The sequence below is a fragment of the Halomonas sp. BM-2019 genome (assembly GCF_017584085.1).
In genome coordinates this window covers 1,477,986-1,494,502 of record NZ_CP071922.1, presented here as the reverse complement: position 1 = coordinate 1,494,502, position 16,517 = coordinate 1,477,986, and the positions used below count along the sequence as shown (strand labels likewise).

The window sequence follows — 16,517 nt, the reverse complement described above, 5'->3', positions numbered from 1 at the left end:
CGTCCAGCATCAGGCCCGCGCAGCCCAGGGCCAGGTCGCCGGCCCCCGCCTCGGCCGCCAGTCGGCCCGCCGCGCGGGCGGTGTTGTAATCCACCGCGGAGAGCACGGCATAGACGGTGAGATCCCCCACCCGGGGATCATCGGCGACGACCCGCCAGAGCGCGAGCGTACGGCGGTTGCGGGCCAGGAAGGCCGCGACGGGCCAGCCGGTGGTCTCCCTCTCCAGGTTCAGTGCCATCAGGCAGGTGGTGGCGAAGTCCTCCTGGGCGACCAGATGGCTGGGCCGCATGCTCAACTGCGCCGCCAACAGCTCGACGGCATCCACCTGCGCCGACAGCTCGGTGGCCATCGCCACCACCTGGCGCGCCAGGTCGGACGCCTGCTCCCGCAGGGCCGCGGGGACCTCCCGCCCCCGCGGGGTATGGCCAAGCGAGTGGCGCAGCTCGCGGACCCGCTGGCGCACCACGGCCGCGGGGTCGCGGAAATGGGCGATCACCTCATCGATCAGCGCCTTGGAACCGTTGTCGGCCACGACCGGAATGCCCACGTCACGCAGCGCCTGGGCATGCTCGATGGCGGCCGGTGACAATCGGTGGGTCGACAGCAGATAGGCATCCGGCTGGATGCCATGCCGCCCGAAGGCGTCGATCGTGCGGTCACGCAGGTTCGCCACAAACCGCATCCCCCACCTCCACGCCCCAGGGCACTGTGACGCCACTCCCTGGCATGGTCCTGACGGCAGGTTTCTCGTTGCCTGCAACCACTATAGGCCAGATGCCGGGACCGGCCCTTCGCGGAGCCCCAGCGACCTGGCACGCATCTGCGGGTAGGCGTGCGCGGCCCCATCACTTCCCCGCACTGACAGTACAGGGCATGTCGCGCATCATGATCAGAGCACAGGGGGCGACGATCTTGGCTAGGTTGAAGCCATCCGCAAGGCCGATGTCCGAGAGCCCCCGATGTCAGAGACGGATCGCTACGCCGACCCCCACCGCGTGCTGCACTGGCTGGTGGCCGCCGTGCTGCTGCTGTCGCTGGCCAGCGGCCTGACCCTGGGCTTTCTCGGCTTCGAGGGGGCCGTGGAGCGCTTCGGCCGCAGCGGCACCGACGTTCTCTACACCGGCCACAAGTCCCTGGGCGTGGCGCTGCTGGCCCATCCGATGCTGGGCTGGGCCGCCACCGCCAGCGGCGACTTTCCGGTGCAGTTCCTGCACTGGCATCTCCCGGGAGTGGTTCCCGTGAACGAGGCGCTGTCGGAGCGGCTGTTCGAATGGCATGGCCGGCTGGGCTGGGGGATCCTGGGCCTGGTGACCCTGCATATCACCGGCGCCCTCTATCACTGGCTGATCCGTCGCGACAACGTGATGAAGCGCATGAGCCTGTTCTGATCCGGGCCGCGAGGGCTGGCACGCCCCCTGCATGGAACGGGTGACCCCCGACCCACCAGGGAGCTTGACCATGCCCGACCGCCCCGCCTTTGTCCCCTCCGTTGCCACGCCGCTGGACGCCGCGGCCTTCAGCCGCCGCGCCCTCGAGCACCTGTCGATGCTGTATGGCGAACGCGCCGAGGAAGTGCTGCGCCGCCTGCTCACCCTGCTGGCCCACCAGGCCCCGCCCCCCGTTCCGCATGACGCGGCCGTGGCGCTGTGGAGCGAACGCGACCAGTGGCTGATCAGCTACGGCGACAGCCTGCTCGACGGCGACAGCCCGCCCCTGGCGGTGCTGGGCGAGTTCCTCGAGACGCGCCTGCCCGACACCTTCAGCGGCGTGCACCTGCTGCCCTTCTTCCCCTGGAGCAGCGACGACGGCTTCTCGGTGATCCACTACCGGGAGGTGAATCCCGAACTGGGCGACTGGGCCCACCTGCGCGAGCTGGCCGAACGGCGCGACCTGGCGGTGGACCTGGTGCTCAACCATGTCTCCCGGGAGTCGCTGTGGTTCGTCGACTATCTGACCGGCAGCCAGCCGGGGCGCGACTACTTCATCGAGATGGACCCGGAGACCGACCTCTCCGCCGTGGTGCGCCCGCGCAGCTCGCCGCTGCTGGTGCCGGTGCCCACCCGCCGCGGCACCCGCCACCTCTGGGCGACCTTCTCCGAGGACCAGATCGACCTGAACTTCGCCAACCCGGACGTGCTGCTGGAGTTTATCGGCATCCTGCTCTTCTACCTCAGCCAGGGCGCGCGCATCGTCCGCCTCGACGCGATCGCCTACCTGTGGAAGCGGGTAGGCACCCCCTGCATCCACCTGCCCGAGACCCACGAGGTGGTGCGCCTGCTGCGCGCCGTGGTGGATCATGTGGCGCCGGGCACCCTGCTGCTCACCGAGACCAACGTGCCCCACCACGAGAACCTCAGCTACTTTGGCCTCGAACGACTTTCAGATGGCGGGGAGCCCGACGAGGCGCATCTGGTCTACCAGTTCTCGCTGCCGCCGCTGCTGCTGCACACCCTCACCGGCGGCGACGCCACCCTGCTGGCCAGCTGGCTCGAGAGCCTGCCCGAGCTGCCCCCGGGCTGCAGCTACCTCAACTTCACCGCCAGCCACGACGGCATCGGCGTGCGCCCCCTGGAGGGCTGGCTGCCCCCCCACGAGATCGAGGCGCTGCTGGAGCTGATGCACCGCTTCGGCGGCTTCGTCAGCATGCGCAAGCGCCCCGACGGCGAGGACGCACCCTACGAGATCAACATCACCTGGTTCGACGCCATGCAGGGCACCCGGCGCGGCCGGGACCCCTGGCAGATCGAGCGCTTCCTGTGCAGCCAGCACCTGATGCTGGCCCTGCAGGGCATCCCGGCGCTCTACCTGCACTGCCTGACCGGTACCCTCAACGACCTGGAGGGGGTGGAGCGCAGCGGGCGGCTGCGCTCCATCAATCGCCGCCGCTGGCATATGAGCGAGCTCGACGAGCTGCTCGACAGCCGCAACACCCCCACCCGGGAGGTGTTCCTGGCGCTCAAGCGGCGCCTGGCCATCCGCCGCGCGGAGCCCTGTTTCCACCCCGATGCGCCCCAGCGGGTGCTCCCCGCCCCGCCGGCGCTGCTGGTGGTGGAGCGCGGCCCCCTGGACGACGGCCGCCGGCTGCTGGCAATCCATAACGTCAGCGACCAGCGCCAGGAGCTGGCGCTGGCGATTCTCAAGGAAGGCGAGTGGTTCGACCTGCTGGAGAATGCCCCCTGGGCGCCGGTGGAGAGCCTCGCGCCCTACCGCACCCTCTGGCTGGTCCAGCAGCCCTGAACGACAGGAACATCGTTCGAGGCCATTCCGGCGCCTCGCACTATCGCACAACGCCCTGATCCAACCTGGTTATACTTCCCCGGCGTTGTCGGCCTCCACGGCCTCGTTCAGGCGGCCCAGCAGGTCGGGGATCGCCGAGCGCACCCGGTTCCAGCTGGGGATGAAGGGGCGCTCGCCGGGGTTGTCAAGGAAGACACTGCCCGCCTCCAGCAGGTTGGCGGCGAAGAGCTCCACGGCGTGCTCCTCGGCGTGGCGGTCCAGCGAAAGACCGTTCATCACCGCATCGTGGTGGTAGGCCTCGATCAGGTCCAGGGCGAGGCGGTAATAGGTGGCCTTGAGGGTGCGGAAGCCCTCGGCGCTGAAGGTCACCCCCTGGGTGGCCAGCTTGCGGTAGAGCGCCTTGGCGATGTCCAGGCTCATGCGGTTGAGCCCGGCCGAGGGGTCCGCCTCGGAGACCGGCTGGTGCTTGTGGTCGTAGGCGTCGGCCAGGTCTACCTGGCAGAGACGCTTGGTGGAGTGGTTGCGGTGCACCTCGGAGAGCACGCCGATCTCGAGCCCCCAGTCCGCCGGGATACGGATGCCATCGAGCACCTCGGCGCGCATGGCGAACTCGCCGGAGAGCGGATAGCGGTAGCTGTCCAGATACTCGAGGTAGGGCAGCGGCCCGTGCATCTGCTTGAGCGCGCGCAGCAGCGGCGTCACCATCAGCCGCGACACCCGGCCGTTGAGGCGCCCTTCGGCGATGCGCGGATAGTAGCCCTTGCAGAACTCGTAGTTGAAGTGAGGGTGGGCCACCGGGTAGAAGAGCCGCGCCAGCAGGCCCCGGTCGTAGGTGAGGATATCGCAGTCGTGGAGCCCCACCACCGCGCCGCGCCCCGAGGCCTGCACGTAGCCGGCGCAGAACCAGACGTTGCGCCCCTTGCCGGGCTCCTGGGGGGAGAGCCCCTGCTCGGCCAGCTCCGCATCCAGGGCGCGTAGCCGCGGCCCGTCGTTCCACAGGATGCGGTGGCGCTGGGGCAGGCGGGCGAAGAACTTGCGGGCGTGCAGGAACTGCTCGCGGTCGGCGCGATCGAGCCCGATCACCACCTCGGCCAGATAGGGCACCTCGGCCAGCGTCTCGACGATGGATGCCAGCGCCGGCCCCTCCAGCTCCGAGTAGAGCGAGGGCAGGATCAGGCTCATGGGCCGGCGCCGACCGAACTCGACGAGCTCCGCCTCCAGCGCCGCCACCGGGCGCCGGGTGAGGTTGTGAAAGTCGGTGATGATGCCGTTCTGATGGAAGTCGCTCATGCCGGCGCCTCCTCGGCCGCCTCGCGCTTCGCCTCAGGGTTGGCTTCAGGCCGGGCCTCGACCGCGTCACGCAGCGCCGCCGGAATCACCCGGCGGTCGGCTCGCCCCCACCAGTAGGCCACCCCCTCGGCCCAGCCGGCGGGCCCTGTCGCCTCGCTGCGGTAGAGCGCCGGCTGAGTCGGCGACACGTCCAGGCCGTGGCAGCCGCGGATCACCACCGCCTGGTCCACCGCCTCGAGCATGGGGATGTCGTTGGGACCGTCGCCCAGGGCCAGGGTCAGGGGCCGGCGGCCGCGCAGCGCCTCGAAGCGCGAGATCAGCCAGGCGACAGCGCTGCCCTTGTGGGCGGTGCCGGTGGCGTGCCAGAAGCGCCCGCCGCGCACCAGCTGCAGGCCGTCCCCGACGAGGCCTTCGCGCAGCTCCTCGAGGCGCGCATCGTCGTCCTCCCACACCAGCGGCTCGCTGCCCTCACGCAGCCGGGCCAGACGCGCCTCGGGCTCGGGAAGCCCGGTGAAGGCCACGAGCTCATCCAGAGCCATCTCGCTCATGGTGGTGAAACGCACGCCGAGCCGCTCGCGCCATACCGCCAGACGCTTGCGCACGAAGCCGATGTCCACGCCCAGGGTGCGGATGCCCAGGCCGTCGGGGCCGGGGCGGTCGATGCGGGCGTGGCACCAGGCCGGCGGCAGGCCGACCAGGGCGCCGTTCTCGGCGATGAAGGGGGTATCGGTCAGGCCCAGGGCCTGGCGCAGCGGCACGATCTCGCTGCGGGTCTTGCTGGTCACCGGGATCACCGGCACGCCCAGCTGCTTGAGCCGGGCCAGCCAGGGACCGGCGGGGCCCCAGTCGTAGCTGTGGTGGTCGAGCAGCGAGCCGTCCAGGTCGGTGAACAGCAGCCGCGGGGTGAAGGCGGCATCGAGGCCGGTATCCGGCGTGGGGCGTGAATCGGTCATGGCAGCTCCCGGGCATGGCATCAGGTCATTGCCCAGACCTTGCACAGGGCGTGCCAACCCCCTCCCATGGCGGCCTACAGCGCCAGGAACCCTCACCATGCACCATTACAGTGCAAATCAGCGCACCATGAAAAGGCAGACGCCCCGAAGCGTGAAGCCTCGGGGCGCCGGGGACAGCGGGTCGTTGGGATTGATCAGAAGCGGTAACGCACGCCCACGCTGGCCGCATCGAAGTTGTAGCGGGACTTGTCCAGGTAGCGCATGTAGTCCGCGCCCACGGCGAGGTTGGGGGCCACGTCGAGTTCGGCGCCGGCCCCGTAGGAGAAGCCGCTCTCACGGTCGATGTTGAAGTCCACCTCGGTGAAGCCGGCCAGGCCGTAGAGGCGGAACTCCGGGGCCACCGGCAGGATGCCCTTGGCGTAGGCACCGATCAGGTAGTCCAGCTCCGCCCCGCCGTCGGAGCCGCCGCCGCCCAGGTGGCCCTCCACGGCGAAGTACTCGTTGATCTCGGCGCCGCCGCGCAGGCGCAGGCCGACGCTGTCGCGATCGGGGGCACGGTCGCGGTCGAGCTTCCAGAACATGGCGTCGCCGCCGATATAGGCCTTGGGGTAGAAGGCCTGCTGGGCCTGGGCGGTGGTGGCCGCGCCGGCGGCGACCAGGGCCGCGGCGGTCGCGGCGAGAGTAAGGCGTTTCATGGCGTCCTCCCTGTTAATGAACACCGTTTGATAACACCATTCAGTGTGCTCCCAGCCCGGCAAGGCTGCAAGGCCCGATTGTGCAAAAGCCGGCCAAGGCGCGTCGCCGGGCGGCGACGTTTCACCGGCTCACGCCCGCCGGGACAGCCCAGGAACAGGATCCCCGCCAGCACGATGCCCCCCCCCACCAGTTGCACCGGCGAGCAGCCTGGCCAGAGTGGCTGGACATGTTGAGCGAGTATGGGCTGTGAGCGCTACGCCTATCCGCCTGCCTTGAGTTGGGCGACCGTGCCCATGGGAATGAACATCCTCAACGGGTTGGAAGGCAGCGGTTGAAAGCCGAAGCCGGCGTATAACCGCTGCCGTCGAGATACGGCCGCTGGGTTGCCGCAATCCAGGATGTCGAGCAGAACCACGGCAGTGCCGAGCCGCTGCGAGGCCAGGTAGGCCCCTTGCAGGGCATCGATCAGAAGCCGACTGCCGATGCTCTCTCCCTGGCGGGACCTGTCGACGCCAATCATGCCGATGAACGCTGCCGGAATACTGCCATCGGCCAGGGCAAAGCGCTGATAACGCTTGAGCAAGTCTGCGCAATGCGCGCTGTGTGCGTTGATCGAGTAGAACCCGAGGATCGCCTCGGGGCGCTTCTCGGGGTCCACCATCACGAACACTCTTGCCATCCCGCACCTCATCACGCGGCTGGCGGTTTCCTTCAGTGAGCCTATTTGGCCGGTTTCATGGTGGGAGGCCGGGTTTCCCGGCGGTTCGACGCTTCGACGAATGGAGGCCGAAGGACTCCCGGCGGCAGCCGCAAACGCCAGCAACCCCGCCAAGGCGCCTGCGGCGCCATTCGCTCGGGGGAACCCAAGCTCCCACAGGGCAGCTTCACGCTAATTTGCGATGATCCGAATTTTCGATCGAGCGGTGGCCAGGCCTGCGAGAGGCTCCCGAAGGCCTGTATTAGTGGAATTGATAGGGCAGGCAGCGGCTGAAGATGGCCCAGCGCTGGGCGTGGCCTGACGCAAGGTCTTCAGTGCCTGCTGGTGGCGCCCCTCACGCCCGCCGAGACAGTCCCAGGAACAGGATCCCCGCCAGCACGATGCCGCCCCCCGCCAGCTGCACGGGCGAGAGCGCCTGGCCCAGTACCAGGTAGCCCAGCACCAGGGCCGCCACCGGCTCCATGTTCATGGCCGGGGCGTTGCGCGCCATGTCGAGCCTGGGCACGCAGATGAAGAGCACCGAGAAGGCCAATGCATAGCAGAGCGCCAGGAACCCAAGGCCCGTCCAGCCGGGCAGCGACTGGGGCAGCGCCATGCCGCCCGGCACCAGCCCGAACACCCCGGCGATGACCATGGCCACCAGCACCGTGAGCATGGTCAGCAGGCTGCGCAGGGTGCTGCCCATCGCGGCCAGGCGATGCTCGGTGATCCACAGCGCGCCAGCGAAGGCACTGGCGGCGGCCAGGCCGAAGGCCACCCCGGCCAGCCAGCCGGGTCCCATGGCCCCGGGGTCGCCGATCCAGGCCGGCACGTCCAGCACCACCACCAGGCCCACCAGGATGATGCCCATGACCAGGGCCGCGCGAGCGGTAGGCCGCGGGCCGCCCAGGGCCCAGGAGAGCAGCGCCAGCTGGATCGGCAGGGTGTTCATCAGCAGCAGTGCCACCACCACCGGGATGCGCGCCACCGCCGAGTAGAGGCTGAGGCTCTGCACCGCCACCAGCAGGCCCACCGCAAGCTGCCAGCCGCCGGTGCCGGCGGGCAGCCGCAGCGCCTTGCGCTGCGCCACCACCAGCATCGCCAGCGCCAGGGCGGCCACCCCGGAACGCAGCACGATCGCCAGCAGCAGCCCCGCCCCTGAATCGAAGGCGACCCGGGCCGCCACATGGTTGGCGGCGAACAGGGTAGCCAGGGCGCACATCAGGGCCAGGGCCAGTGGCCGGGGGAAGGGAACCGGCGCCGACAGGGCGGCAGAGGGACTCGACATGTCACGGCTTCCGTGCAGAGTGTGGCGGGAAAGAAACGCGCTGGCGTCTCGTGGCATGATGGCGGTCAAGCCGTTAACAGGCTACTAATACCCGGGCCATGTTAGCCTAAAGTCCAAGCCAATCCATCAAGTATGCGCTGGTGCTGGCCGAACGCCTGGGCAGCAGTGACGCCCGCCTGCGGGGAATCGACAGCCGCGGCGAGGCCTTCGGTCGCGAGCTGGGCAGCGCCGACCACGCCCAGGCCCCCGAGGCAATCCTCGAGGGCCTGGAGGGGCGCCGGCCCGGCGCCATGGGGCATCGCATCGTCCACGGCGGCGAGCGCTTCACCCGGGCCGCACGGATCGACGACGAGGTGGTCGCCGCCATCGAGGCGACCGGGGGGATTGAATGACGTCGCGCTCAGGCGGCTGCGATGCGCCCGGCCGGCGGTGACGAGGCTTCCGCACGGTCGCGGCGCGGCATGCGTCCGGCCAGGAAGGCCTCTCTCCCCGCTTCGACCGCGAGCTTCATGGCCCTGGCCATACGAATCGGGTTCGGAGAATGGGCGATGGCCGAGTTCATCAGCACCGCATCGCAGCCCAGTTCCATGGCCAGCGCCGCCTCTGACGGCGTACCGATGCCGGCGTCGATGAGCACTGGCACGCTGGCACGCTCGATGATCAAGCGGATGTTGTGGGGATTCTGGATGCCACAGCCAGAGCCGATCAGCGACCCCAGCGGCATGACCGCACAGCAGCCAATCCGCTCGAGCTCCAGGGCAACGATGGGGTCGTCGCTGGTATAGGCCATGACATCAAAGCCATCCCTTACCAGCTCCTCGGCCGCCTTGAGGGTCTCCACCACGTTGGGATACAGGGTAGTGTCATCCCCCAGCACTTCGAGTTTGACCAGGCTGTGCCCGTCGAGCAGCTCGCGGGCCAGCTTGCACGTGCGCACGGCCGCGCGGGCGTCGTAGCAGCCTGCGGTGTTGGGCAGCAGCGTAAAGCGATCCGGCGATACCGCATCCAGCAGATTGGGCTCATCGGCACTCTGACCCAGGTTGGTGCGCCGCACGGCGAAGGTCACCACCTCGGTACCGCTTGCTTCCAGCGCCCTAGCGGTCTCGTCGAAGTCACGGTACTTGCCGGTCCCCACCATCAGGCGAGAACGCAAGCGTCTGCCTGCCACCACCAACGGGGCTTCTTCACGGTACTGGTCACGCATTGCGATCTCCTCGTAATTCGGGTTCAGCCGCCACCGATGGCATGAACGATTTCGATCCGATCCCCATGGCGGATCTTGCAGCTGTCATGCAGGCTGCGGGGGACGATTTCCTCGTTCAATTCCACCGCTACGCGGCGGTCCTCGAGTCGGTTTTCAACCAGCAGCTGACCAATGGTCGTTTCCGGGCTCAGCAGATGGCTGTCGCCATTAATCCACACTTGCATCACAGGCTCACCAAACCAAACAGGATGAAGGCCAACACCAGCCCGAGCAGGAACAGGGTCTCGGAGACCATCAGGATGACGGGCTTCCACCCCACCACGGCGAGCTTCTGGAAGGAAGTCTTGACCCCCAGGGCAGCGATGGCCGTCACCAGGCACCAGCGCGACAGATCGGTCATACCGTCGGCAACGCTGGTCGGAATCGCGCCCAGGCTATTGATGATCACGAGCACCACAAACGCCACCAGAAAGCCGGGGAGACGGGGTATCTTGCCACTGTTCTGGCTGCCTTCTGCATGGCGATACAGCAGGATGAAGCACATCACCACCGGCACCAGCATGGCGACACGCATCAGTTTGACGAAGGTCGCGACATCCCCTGTCTCCTCCGAGATCATGTAGCCCGCGCCAACGACCTGGGCCACGTCATGGATGGTACCCCCGAGAAAGACCCCTGCCTGCTGGTCGGTGAGGCTCAAGACGCCGGCAATCAGCGGATAGAGCACCATTGCCGCCGTCGACAGGGTGGTGACTCCCACCACCGTGAGGATGGTATTGCGCTCACTGTTGGCCCCGCGCGGCATCACCGCCGAGAGCGCCAGGGCAGCCGAGGCCCCACAGATAGCCACCGCGCCACCGGTCAGCAGCCCCATGTCACGATGCAGCCCCATCAACCTGGCCAGCACCACACCCGCCAGAATGGTCAAGACCACGCCGGCCACCACCGTGACGATAGGTCCGATGCCAAGCGACGTGACCTGCTCCACGGTGATTCGGACCCCCAGCAGAGCGACCCCAAAGCGCAAGATGGTGCGGGCGGCGAATTCGATACCCGCCACGCAACGCCCCTCCTCCGAGAGGAAATGCAGTGCCATGCCGAACAGCAAGGCATAGAGCAGCGTGGGTCCGCCGTAATGATCGGCAATGAAGGTCGTTGCCAGGGCAATGGTGATGCAGATCAGCACCCCCGGCAGTAGCTGTCGAAGCCGCTCCACTATGGGAGGAAACCCATCCTGGAGCATGGCGACCCCCGCCTTGCCGAACGGTCTGTCCAAGTTCTTGCGAGTCATGTCATCACCTTGTTACACGCAGTTATGGCCATAGGAGGGCGCCAGCCACACGAAACAGTCCAGTCACCATGGAAAGAGAAGGTACAAGAACCACCACTTCTACTCGATGCTGACTAACATATGAAATCCACTCAGGCGGGAGACGGCACCACCACAACCGGCACGTGACTGCGCTTGAGAACTCCGCGCGTCACTTTGCCGGCGTAGGAGGCAGTAAACCCCTGCTTGTTGGAGGCCATCACGATCAGGTCACAGTTGAGCTTCGATGCGCGTTGAACGATGACCTTTGCGGGATACCCTTCGACCACGCCTCGACTGGCAATGCAGGATGCCAAGGTGGCGCTATCCGTACCCAAGGCACTGAAGAAATTCTCCAGCTTGGTATCTAGCTGCTGTTGAGCATCGTCCAGGCGCTTGCGAATCAGACCCTGAAGAGTCTGATTGTCACGAATATTGACGCGCAAGGTATTCATCACGTCATCGTCCAGCGACTTGACGGCGTGCAGGACATGCAGACTCGCTCCTGTGGCCGATGCCAGCCTGATCGCCTGCTCCAGCACCGGGTGGCTATCGTTGCGAAGCCCGACACAGCACAGGATGTTTTCTATCGACTTTTCCATATACCCTCCCGTGTAACCTAGGATGCCCTGGCTCGAAGATCAGTAACCCATCACCCTGGGTAACCAAAGCGCGATCTCCGGGACATAGGCGATGATGAAAAGGGCAATGATCGAGGCGGCGGCAAACGGCAGTGCACGGTATGAAATTTCCTCGATGGAAGCCCCGCCGATCCCCGAGGCGACGAACAGGTTCTCGCCCAGAGGCGGTGTCTGGAAGCCGATCGCCAGGGCGCAGACCATCACGATGCCCACGTGCACCGGGTCGGCACCCAGCATGTACATGATGGGCAGCAGCACCGGGGTCAGGATCATGATGGCCGCCAGGGTCTCCATAAACATCCCGACGAACAGCAGGAACATGATGATCATGGCCCAGATCAGGTACATATTCTGGGTAAAGTCCAGCATCGCCGAGGCGATATAGGCGGGTACACGCTGCTCGACCAGCAGGCGACCGAATACCGTGGCGGTAAACAGAATCAGCAGCACCCGACCGCTGATCCAGGTGGTAGTTTCCAGGGTTTTCATGGCCGGGCGGAACTTGAGTTCCTTATGGATGAAGATCCCCACTACCAGAGTATAGAAGATCGCCACGATGGCCGATTCCGTGGGTGTGAAGAGCCCTGAGTAGATGCCGCCAAGAATGATGATCGGCGCCAGGATGGACCAGATACCGCGACGCAGAGCCGTCTTGATCGACGACGTCGACCAATGATCTGTCAGTCCGCGATAGCCATGTTTTTTCGACAGGGCATAGTTCATCGTCAGCAGGCAGCCGGCGATCACCATGCCCGGGAAGATACCCGCAATGAACAGCTTGGGAATCGACAGTGTCTGGAAAGTACCATGCTCTGCAATAGCTTCAGGCGGCGGCATCATGCCCATGCCGGTGATACCGAAGATCACCATGGGGATCGAGGGTGGGATTACCACGCCCAGCCCCCCGGAGGATGCGGTGATCGCCGAGGCATAACCCTTGTCATATTGACGCTGTACCATGGCGGGAATCATCAGCATGCCCACCGCAGCCGTAGTCGCCGGCCCAGACCCCGAGATGGCACCGAAGAACATGCAGGCAAAGACCGTCGCCGCCGCCAGCCCGCCCGTTGCCGGCCCTGCGAACGCCTCGGCAATATCCACCAGCCGACGCGAAATCCCCGATGCTTCCATCAGGGCACCCGCAAGAATGAAGGCCGGCAGCGCCATCAGCGGGAAGGAACCCACCGAGGTAAAGGCAATCTGCACGAAAGAGGCCGGGTTCTGTCCGATGTAGAGAAATGCTGCCAGTGCCGACACACCCAGCGACGCGGTGATGGGAGCACCAAGTAGCAGCAGAAGAAAGAAAGTCCCGAACAGCACGTAGATGATGGTGGGGTCCATGACGTTATCTCCGCTTGGCTCAGCGCTTGTTGTCAGTAGTTTGCTGCGTGCGCTTCATCTCTGCGATCTGCGCATCTTCCGGATCCATCAGCTGCTTATTCATCACATGTCTCACATACATGTTCTGCAAGATTCGCAGTGACATGATCAAGAAAGCCAGCGGAAGAATCATGTAGAAGTATTTCATCGGAATTCCCATGGTCTGGGACTTCCAGAACACATTCATTCGATTGAATACAAAGTCGTAGCTCAGATAAACAAAGTAAAGATTGAACCCCACCCAGATCAAGTCAGTAAGGATATTGCAGATCTTTTCCACAACCCGCGGGAAGAAGCGAAACTGGAAAGTGACGCGATTGTGCGCAGACTTCTTGGCCGCATAAACCGCCCCCACATAGGCAAACCATACAAAGGCGTAGGTAGCAAGCTCATCCCCCCAAGCCAGTGAATCACTGAACAAATTGCGCAGCACAATTTGAACAAAAAGGAGCACCACGAAGAACACCAGAAGAAACTGGCAAAGATAGTTTTCCAGGTTGTCCAGAACCTTAATAATAACCTGTTTCATTTGACCAATACCTCACTGGTGTTCTATCTACAAGATCCAATGGCTGCACCAACTCTGGGTCGGCGCAGCACATTCAGGAGGTATGGGTCAGTTGAGGTCTCGACCCAGTACGCTGAGCGCCTCTTGCAGTCGCTCCTCGCCACCGATGCTATCGTAGAAGCGCGGCCAGATGCTGGAAGCCCGCTCGATCCACTCTCGCTCATCATCAACAGGCTGAATAATCTGCATTCCGTGTTCCTCCACCAAAGCCTGCTTGATGGACTCTTCAGAATCCAGGAGATAATCATAGCTGTAGGCCGTGGCTTCACGTCCCGCCTCCAGTACGATCTCCTGCATATCCGAGCTGAGGCTCTGGAACTTGGATTCGCTCATGATCAGCGGCTCAAGCGAGAACACATAGCAGATATCTGTGATGTAGTCCTGGACTTCATAGAACCTCATTGCATTGATGGTGATATAGGGATTGTCCTGCCCATCCACGACGCCCTGCTGCAGTGCCGTAAAGGTCTCTGACCAGGCCATCGGCAGCGGATTGACACCCCACTCCTGGTAAGAAGCAATCATGATCTCATTACGCGGCACGCGGATGGTCAGTCCGCGCAGGTCAGCAGGGCTAGCTACCGGCTTTCTGGAATTGCTCAGCACCCGGCATCCCGAGTAGGCCCAGGAGAGGATCCTGACACCGGCATCGCGAATGGTGTTTTCCTTCAGCTGCTCACCGATTTCGCCTTGAGTGAGAACTTTGGCATCCTCAGACCCCGTAATGACATAGGGAAGAGTCAGCACGCCTACCGTAGGTGAAAACGGTGTAATGTTATTGATAGCCAGAACTGACAGATCCAGCAGACCCATGCCGGCATCGTTTACCGTGCTCTGCTCATCGCCCAACTGACCGTTGGGAAAGAGGTCCACCCTCACTTGACCATCAGTCTTCTCATTAATTAATTCGGCAAACTTCTGCCCCATGGCATATTGGGTGCCGCCTTGGGCATCACCTAACGCCATACGCCAGGTTTCGGCAAGGGCATTCTGGCTAATGACTACACTGGCGGTCGCCACGGCAACAGAAAGCATCATTTTTTTCATGTCGTTCTCCGAGTAGGGTGTTGTTATTAGTCACATTCACCTTGAAGAAGGCACACCATTTGTAATGATTCGAATGGGTTACTTCATGGCAATCACTTTACCCCTACTGCTTCAGGCCGCTAGGGCCAGACAGCCGTGGCCGATTGGTCCAGCCTTGCTGGTTGAACCATCGCTTGTGCCAGGCAGAAGACTCTAACCCGGATATCACACCGGGTACGAAATAAGTGCGTGTAAATCTTTTATAATTCAATACTCTACACAACAACCCCAGGGCTGGCCCCAGGGCCTACCCATTACTCCCGCGGCCGCTGTCAGTGCCCTGAATTCCGATCGTCAGACCGGTACGCCGACGGGGCGACATCAGAGCCCTTATCGGCCGCGAGGATCAGGCGGTCGAGTTGGTGTTTGGACATCTGGTGGATGTGCCGGCGACGCGCGACATAGAACGCGGCCCCCAGCGATCCCCAACCCATCAGGGCGATCCAGGATGGCAGGCTCAGGCCCCCCGGCGAGCCGGGAATCAGCAGCAGCGCCAGGAAGCCCAGGCTGCTCAGTGCGCCCAGCAGCGATAGCACCTTCTTGAACGGCGAGACGCAGCCCTCGTAGTGCTGGCCCGGGCTGGCAGCCGACCACTTGAAGCATATGTAGGCCGCCGCACAGCAATAGAAGTAAGCGATCGCCACGCCGGTGGCCGCCATGTCGACGATCCACAACAGCACCTCGCGACCGAACCATGGCGCCAGCAGACAGACAGCACAGGTGAACAGGATGCCAGCCAACGGTGTACTATGGGCCGGATGCAGGCGAGCGAACACCTCGGGAAGGAAGCTGGCACGCCCCTGGGCAAATAGCAGCCGACTGGTGGCGATATAGAAGCCATTGAGACCGGTGGCAATGCCCATCAACAGCGCCATTGCCAGCACCGCCAGCCCAAGATTGCCCAGCACCCCCTGGACCACCTCACCAGTGCCCCACACCGGGGAGCCGGCCACGAGCTCAGTCCACGGCATGGCGATCGAGGTGGCAACGATCAGCACCGAATAATGCACAGCCGCCATCAGCAAGGCCAGCACGATCAGCATGAAGGCCTTGGCCGGCGAGAAATCGAACTCTTCTGCCGCCTGTGGCACGCTGTCGAAGCCCACGTAGGCCCAAGGCGCTATCGCCACGATGGCAAAGATTGCCGACCAGGTGGCCTTCTCCGGCTGGAACAGCGGCACCATGTTGTCGAAGGAGGTCGAGGGCGATACCACCATGCCGATCACCACCAGCAGCACGCCGGTTACCAGCAGTATGCAGAAGACAAACTGGCTCTTTCCGGACAGGCTACCACCTCGAATGTTGATCCAGGCAAACAGCATTAGCGCCAGGCTGGCGATAGCCACTTCACCGAAATACACCTCCCAGCCCGAGATGGTGTACATCTCACCAATGGTCGCGACCTCGGGCACCAGAAACTTCGCAAGCAGCGCCAGCGCCGAGGCGTTCAATGCCACGATAGAGATATAGCCCAGGGTCAAGAACCACCCGCAGAAGAAGGCATGCCGACGCCCGAATCCCAGGTAGGCGTAGGAGAAGCCTCCTCCGGTAATCGGGAATATCTTGATCAGAAAACCGTAGCTGACGCCGATCACGATCATCAGCAGTGCACCGATAGCCAGGCCGATGATGGCTCCCAGCGGTCCCGCCATGGCGATCCAGTCCGCCGGCAGGACGAAGCTTCCCCAGCCGATGGCGGAACCGAAGGCAATTGCCCATACCCAGTGTGGCTTTAGGCACTTCTTGAGCTGATTGGATTGTTCCATTCCATCTCTCCATCGTTCCCGCGATGCCATGCGGTCGGCAGCCAACTGTCAGGCTTGTATGGCACCTCGTGGAAGTCTCTTGATTTCACTTGTTCTTGTTTCGCCCGATTGACAAACAGAAAATATTTCCATTGAAAGCCTCTGGATAGCACAGGTAGCTTGGATCATGAATGGCCCCTCTCGGCCGGGCGTGGCGCCATCACACTTGCCTCTGTCGGATTATCGGCATCATACACAACGGGATCTGGCACGCATCTTTTCAACCTATTGATTTCTCTGCAGGCATATTGGACACGCTGGGATTTTCCTGGCATTGTCAGTGGCCTTGGGGCAGCCTGACCCCATAAACCCGATCCCCTGTGCAGCCCTGCCGAGGACGCGCCATCATCCCTAAGGTGGCTT

Annotated in this window: 17 protein-coding genes; 3 read left to right on the top strand and 14 right to left on the bottom strand. The window is 64.1% G+C overall.

Annotation, left to right across the window (positions count from 1 at the left end):
- A partial coding sequence (locus J5F18_RS07535; RefSeq protein WP_346301655.1) for a hypothetical protein occupies positions 1-682 on the bottom strand: 682 nt, incomplete at its 3' end.
- A 277-nt stretch (positions 683-959) separates the two neighbouring features.
- On the opposite strand from J5F18_RS07535, the gene J5F18_RS07530 reads away from it, so the two are divergent.
- Both J5F18_RS07530 and J5F18_RS07525 read left to right on the top strand, forming a co-directional pair.
- Positions 960-1,388 (top strand): cytochrome b/b6 domain-containing protein, encoded by a 429-nt coding sequence (locus J5F18_RS07530; protein WP_346301654.1) that lies wholly within the window; start codon positions 960-962, stop codon positions 1,386-1,388.
- A gap of 157 nt (positions 1,389-1,545) precedes the next feature.
- Positions 1,546-3,237 carry a sugar phosphorylase gene (locus tag J5F18_RS07525; protein ID WP_346302196.1) on the top strand — a complete coding sequence of 564 codons (1,692 nt, stop codon included), beginning with the start codon at positions 1,546-1,548 and terminating at the stop codon, positions 3,235-3,237.
- 69 nt (positions 3,238-3,306) lie between these two features.
- Here the strand turns inward: J5F18_RS07525 and J5F18_RS07520 are convergent, their stop codons facing one another.
- From J5F18_RS07520 to J5F18_RS07500, 5 genes are all read right to left on the bottom strand, one after another.
- Positions 3,307-4,527, bottom strand: a complete 1,221-nt coding sequence (locus J5F18_RS07520; RefSeq protein WP_346301653.1) for a glycosyl transferase — start codon at positions 4,525-4,527, stop codon at positions 3,307-3,309.
- The gene (locus J5F18_RS07515; protein ID WP_346301652.1) at positions 4,524-5,480 is read right to left on the bottom strand and encodes an HAD-IIB family hydrolase; all 957 of its coding nucleotides are present in this window, start codon (positions 5,478-5,480) and stop codon (positions 4,524-4,526) included. Before J5F18_RS07515 ends, J5F18_RS07520 begins: the two co-directional genes overlap by 4 nt.
- Before the next feature lie 194 nt (positions 5,481-5,674).
- A complete protein-coding gene (locus tag J5F18_RS07510; RefSeq protein WP_346301651.1) occupies positions 5,675-6,175 on the bottom strand; it encodes a porin family protein in 501 nt (166 codons plus the stop codon).
- Between the two features lie 260 nt (positions 6,176-6,435).
- Complete coding sequence (locus tag J5F18_RS07505; RefSeq protein ID WP_346301650.1) at positions 6,436-6,855, bottom strand: hypothetical protein; 420 nt, start codon at positions 6,853-6,855, stop codon at positions 6,436-6,438.
- A 373-nt stretch (positions 6,856-7,228) separates the two neighbouring features.
- Positions 7,229-8,161, bottom strand: a complete 933-nt coding sequence (locus J5F18_RS07500) for a DMT family transporter (RefSeq protein WP_346301649.1) — start codon at positions 8,159-8,161, stop codon at positions 7,229-7,231.
- A gap of 140 nt (positions 8,162-8,301) precedes the next feature.
- Here J5F18_RS07500 and J5F18_RS07495 point away from each other — a divergent pair, with 140 nt between their 5' ends.
- Positions 8,302-8,553 (top strand): hypothetical protein, encoded by a 252-nt coding sequence (locus J5F18_RS07495; RefSeq protein ID WP_346301648.1) that lies wholly within the window; start codon positions 8,302-8,304, stop codon positions 8,551-8,553.
- 8 nt (positions 8,554-8,561) lie between these two features.
- On the opposite strand, the gene J5F18_RS07490 is transcribed toward J5F18_RS07495, so the two are convergent.
- The 8 genes from J5F18_RS07490 to J5F18_RS07455 form a co-directional block, all read right to left on the bottom strand.
- Complete coding sequence (locus J5F18_RS07490) at positions 8,562-9,365, bottom strand: thiazole synthase (RefSeq protein ID WP_346301647.1); 804 nt, start codon at positions 9,363-9,365, stop codon at positions 8,562-8,564.
- Between the two features lie 23 nt (positions 9,366-9,388).
- Positions 9,389-9,589: a sulfur carrier protein ThiS gene (gene thiS / locus J5F18_RS07485; RefSeq protein WP_346301646.1), complete on the bottom strand. Its 201-nt coding sequence runs from the start codon at positions 9,587-9,589 to the stop codon at positions 9,389-9,391.
- The gene (locus tag J5F18_RS07480) at positions 9,589-10,656 is read right to left on the bottom strand and encodes a putative sulfate exporter family transporter (RefSeq protein WP_346301645.1); all 1,068 of its coding nucleotides are present in this window, start codon (positions 10,654-10,656) and stop codon (positions 9,589-9,591) included. Before J5F18_RS07480 ends, thiS begins: the two co-directional genes overlap by 1 nt.
- Positions 10,657-10,787: 131 nt before the next feature.
- Complete coding sequence (locus J5F18_RS07475) at positions 10,788-11,276, bottom strand: universal stress protein (RefSeq protein WP_346301644.1); 489 nt, start codon at positions 11,274-11,276, stop codon at positions 10,788-10,790.
- A 39-nt stretch (positions 11,277-11,315) separates the two neighbouring features.
- Positions 11,316-12,656 (bottom strand): TRAP transporter large permease, encoded by a 1,341-nt coding sequence (locus tag J5F18_RS07470; protein ID WP_346301643.1) that lies wholly within the window; start codon positions 12,654-12,656, stop codon positions 11,316-11,318.
- 19 nt (positions 12,657-12,675) lie between these two features.
- Positions 12,676-13,224, bottom strand: coding sequence for a TRAP transporter small permease (locus J5F18_RS07465; protein WP_346301642.1), 549 nt, complete (start codon positions 13,222-13,224; stop codon positions 12,676-12,678).
- A gap of 87 nt (positions 13,225-13,311) precedes the next feature.
- Entirely contained in the window at positions 13,312-14,310 is a 999-nt protein-coding gene (locus J5F18_RS07460) for a TRAP transporter substrate-binding protein (protein WP_346301641.1), read from the bottom strand.
- Positions 14,311-14,621: 311 nt separating this feature from the next.
- The gene (locus tag J5F18_RS07455; RefSeq protein WP_346301640.1) at positions 14,622-16,115 is read right to left on the bottom strand and encodes an APC family permease; all 1,494 of its coding nucleotides are present in this window, start codon (positions 16,113-16,115) and stop codon (positions 14,622-14,624) included.
- Between the last annotated feature and the right edge of the window lie 402 nt (positions 16,116-16,517).

What these genes read in the sequence shown, in the direction of transcription:
- J5F18_RS07470 (WP_346301643.1), bottom strand. Translation starts at nt 12,656, where the DNA reads ATGGACCCCACCATCATCTACGTGCTGTTCGGGACTTTCTTTCTTCTG.
- J5F18_RS07505 (WP_346301650.1), bottom strand. Translation starts at nt 6,855, where the DNA reads ATGGCAAGAGTGTTCGTGATGGTGGACCCCGAGAAGCGCCCCGAGGCG.
- J5F18_RS07465 (WP_346301642.1), bottom strand. Translation starts at nt 13,224, where the DNA reads ATGAAACAGGTTATTATTAAGGTTCTGGACAACCTGGAAAACTATCTT.
- J5F18_RS07530 (WP_346301654.1), top strand. Translation starts at nt 960, where the DNA reads ATGTCAGAGACGGATCGCTACGCCGACCCCCACCGCGTGCTGCACTGG.
- J5F18_RS07520 (WP_346301653.1), bottom strand. Translation starts at nt 4,527, where the DNA reads ATGAGCGACTTCCATCAGAACGGCATCATCACCGACTTTCACAACCTC.
- J5F18_RS07515 (WP_346301652.1), bottom strand. Translation starts at nt 5,480, where the DNA reads ATGACCGATTCACGCCCCACGCCGGATACCGGCCTCGATGCCGCCTTC.
- J5F18_RS07460 (WP_346301641.1), bottom strand. Translation starts at nt 14,310, where the DNA reads ATGAAAAAAATGATGCTTTCTGTTGCCGTGGCGACCGCCAGTGTAGTC.
- J5F18_RS07475 (WP_346301644.1), bottom strand. Translation starts at nt 11,276, where the DNA reads ATGGAAAAGTCGATAGAAAACATCCTGTGCTGTGTCGGGCTTCGCAAC.
- J5F18_RS07525 (WP_346302196.1), top strand. Translation starts at nt 1,546, where the DNA reads ATGCTGTATGGCGAACGCGCCGAGGAAGTGCTGCGCCGCCTGCTCACC.
- J5F18_RS07510 (WP_346301651.1), bottom strand. Translation starts at nt 6,175, where the DNA reads ATGAAACGCCTTACTCTCGCCGCGACCGCCGCGGCCCTGGTCGCCGCC.
- J5F18_RS07490 (WP_346301647.1), bottom strand. Translation starts at nt 9,365, where the DNA reads ATGCGTGACCAGTACCGTGAAGAAGCCCCGTTGGTGGTGGCAGGCAGA.
- J5F18_RS07500 (WP_346301649.1), bottom strand. Translation starts at nt 8,161, where the DNA reads ATGTCGAGTCCCTCTGCCGCCCTGTCGGCGCCGGTTCCCTTCCCCCGG.
- J5F18_RS07455 (WP_346301640.1), bottom strand. Translation starts at nt 16,115, where the DNA reads ATGGAACAATCCAATCAGCTCAAGAAGTGCCTAAAGCCACACTGGGTA.
- thiS (WP_346301646.1), bottom strand. Translation starts at nt 9,589, where the DNA reads ATGCAAGTGTGGATTAATGGCGACAGCCATCTGCTGAGCCCGGAAACG.
- J5F18_RS07480 (WP_346301645.1), bottom strand. Translation starts at nt 10,656, where the DNA reads ATGACTCGCAAGAACTTGGACAGACCGTTCGGCAAGGCGGGGGTCGCC.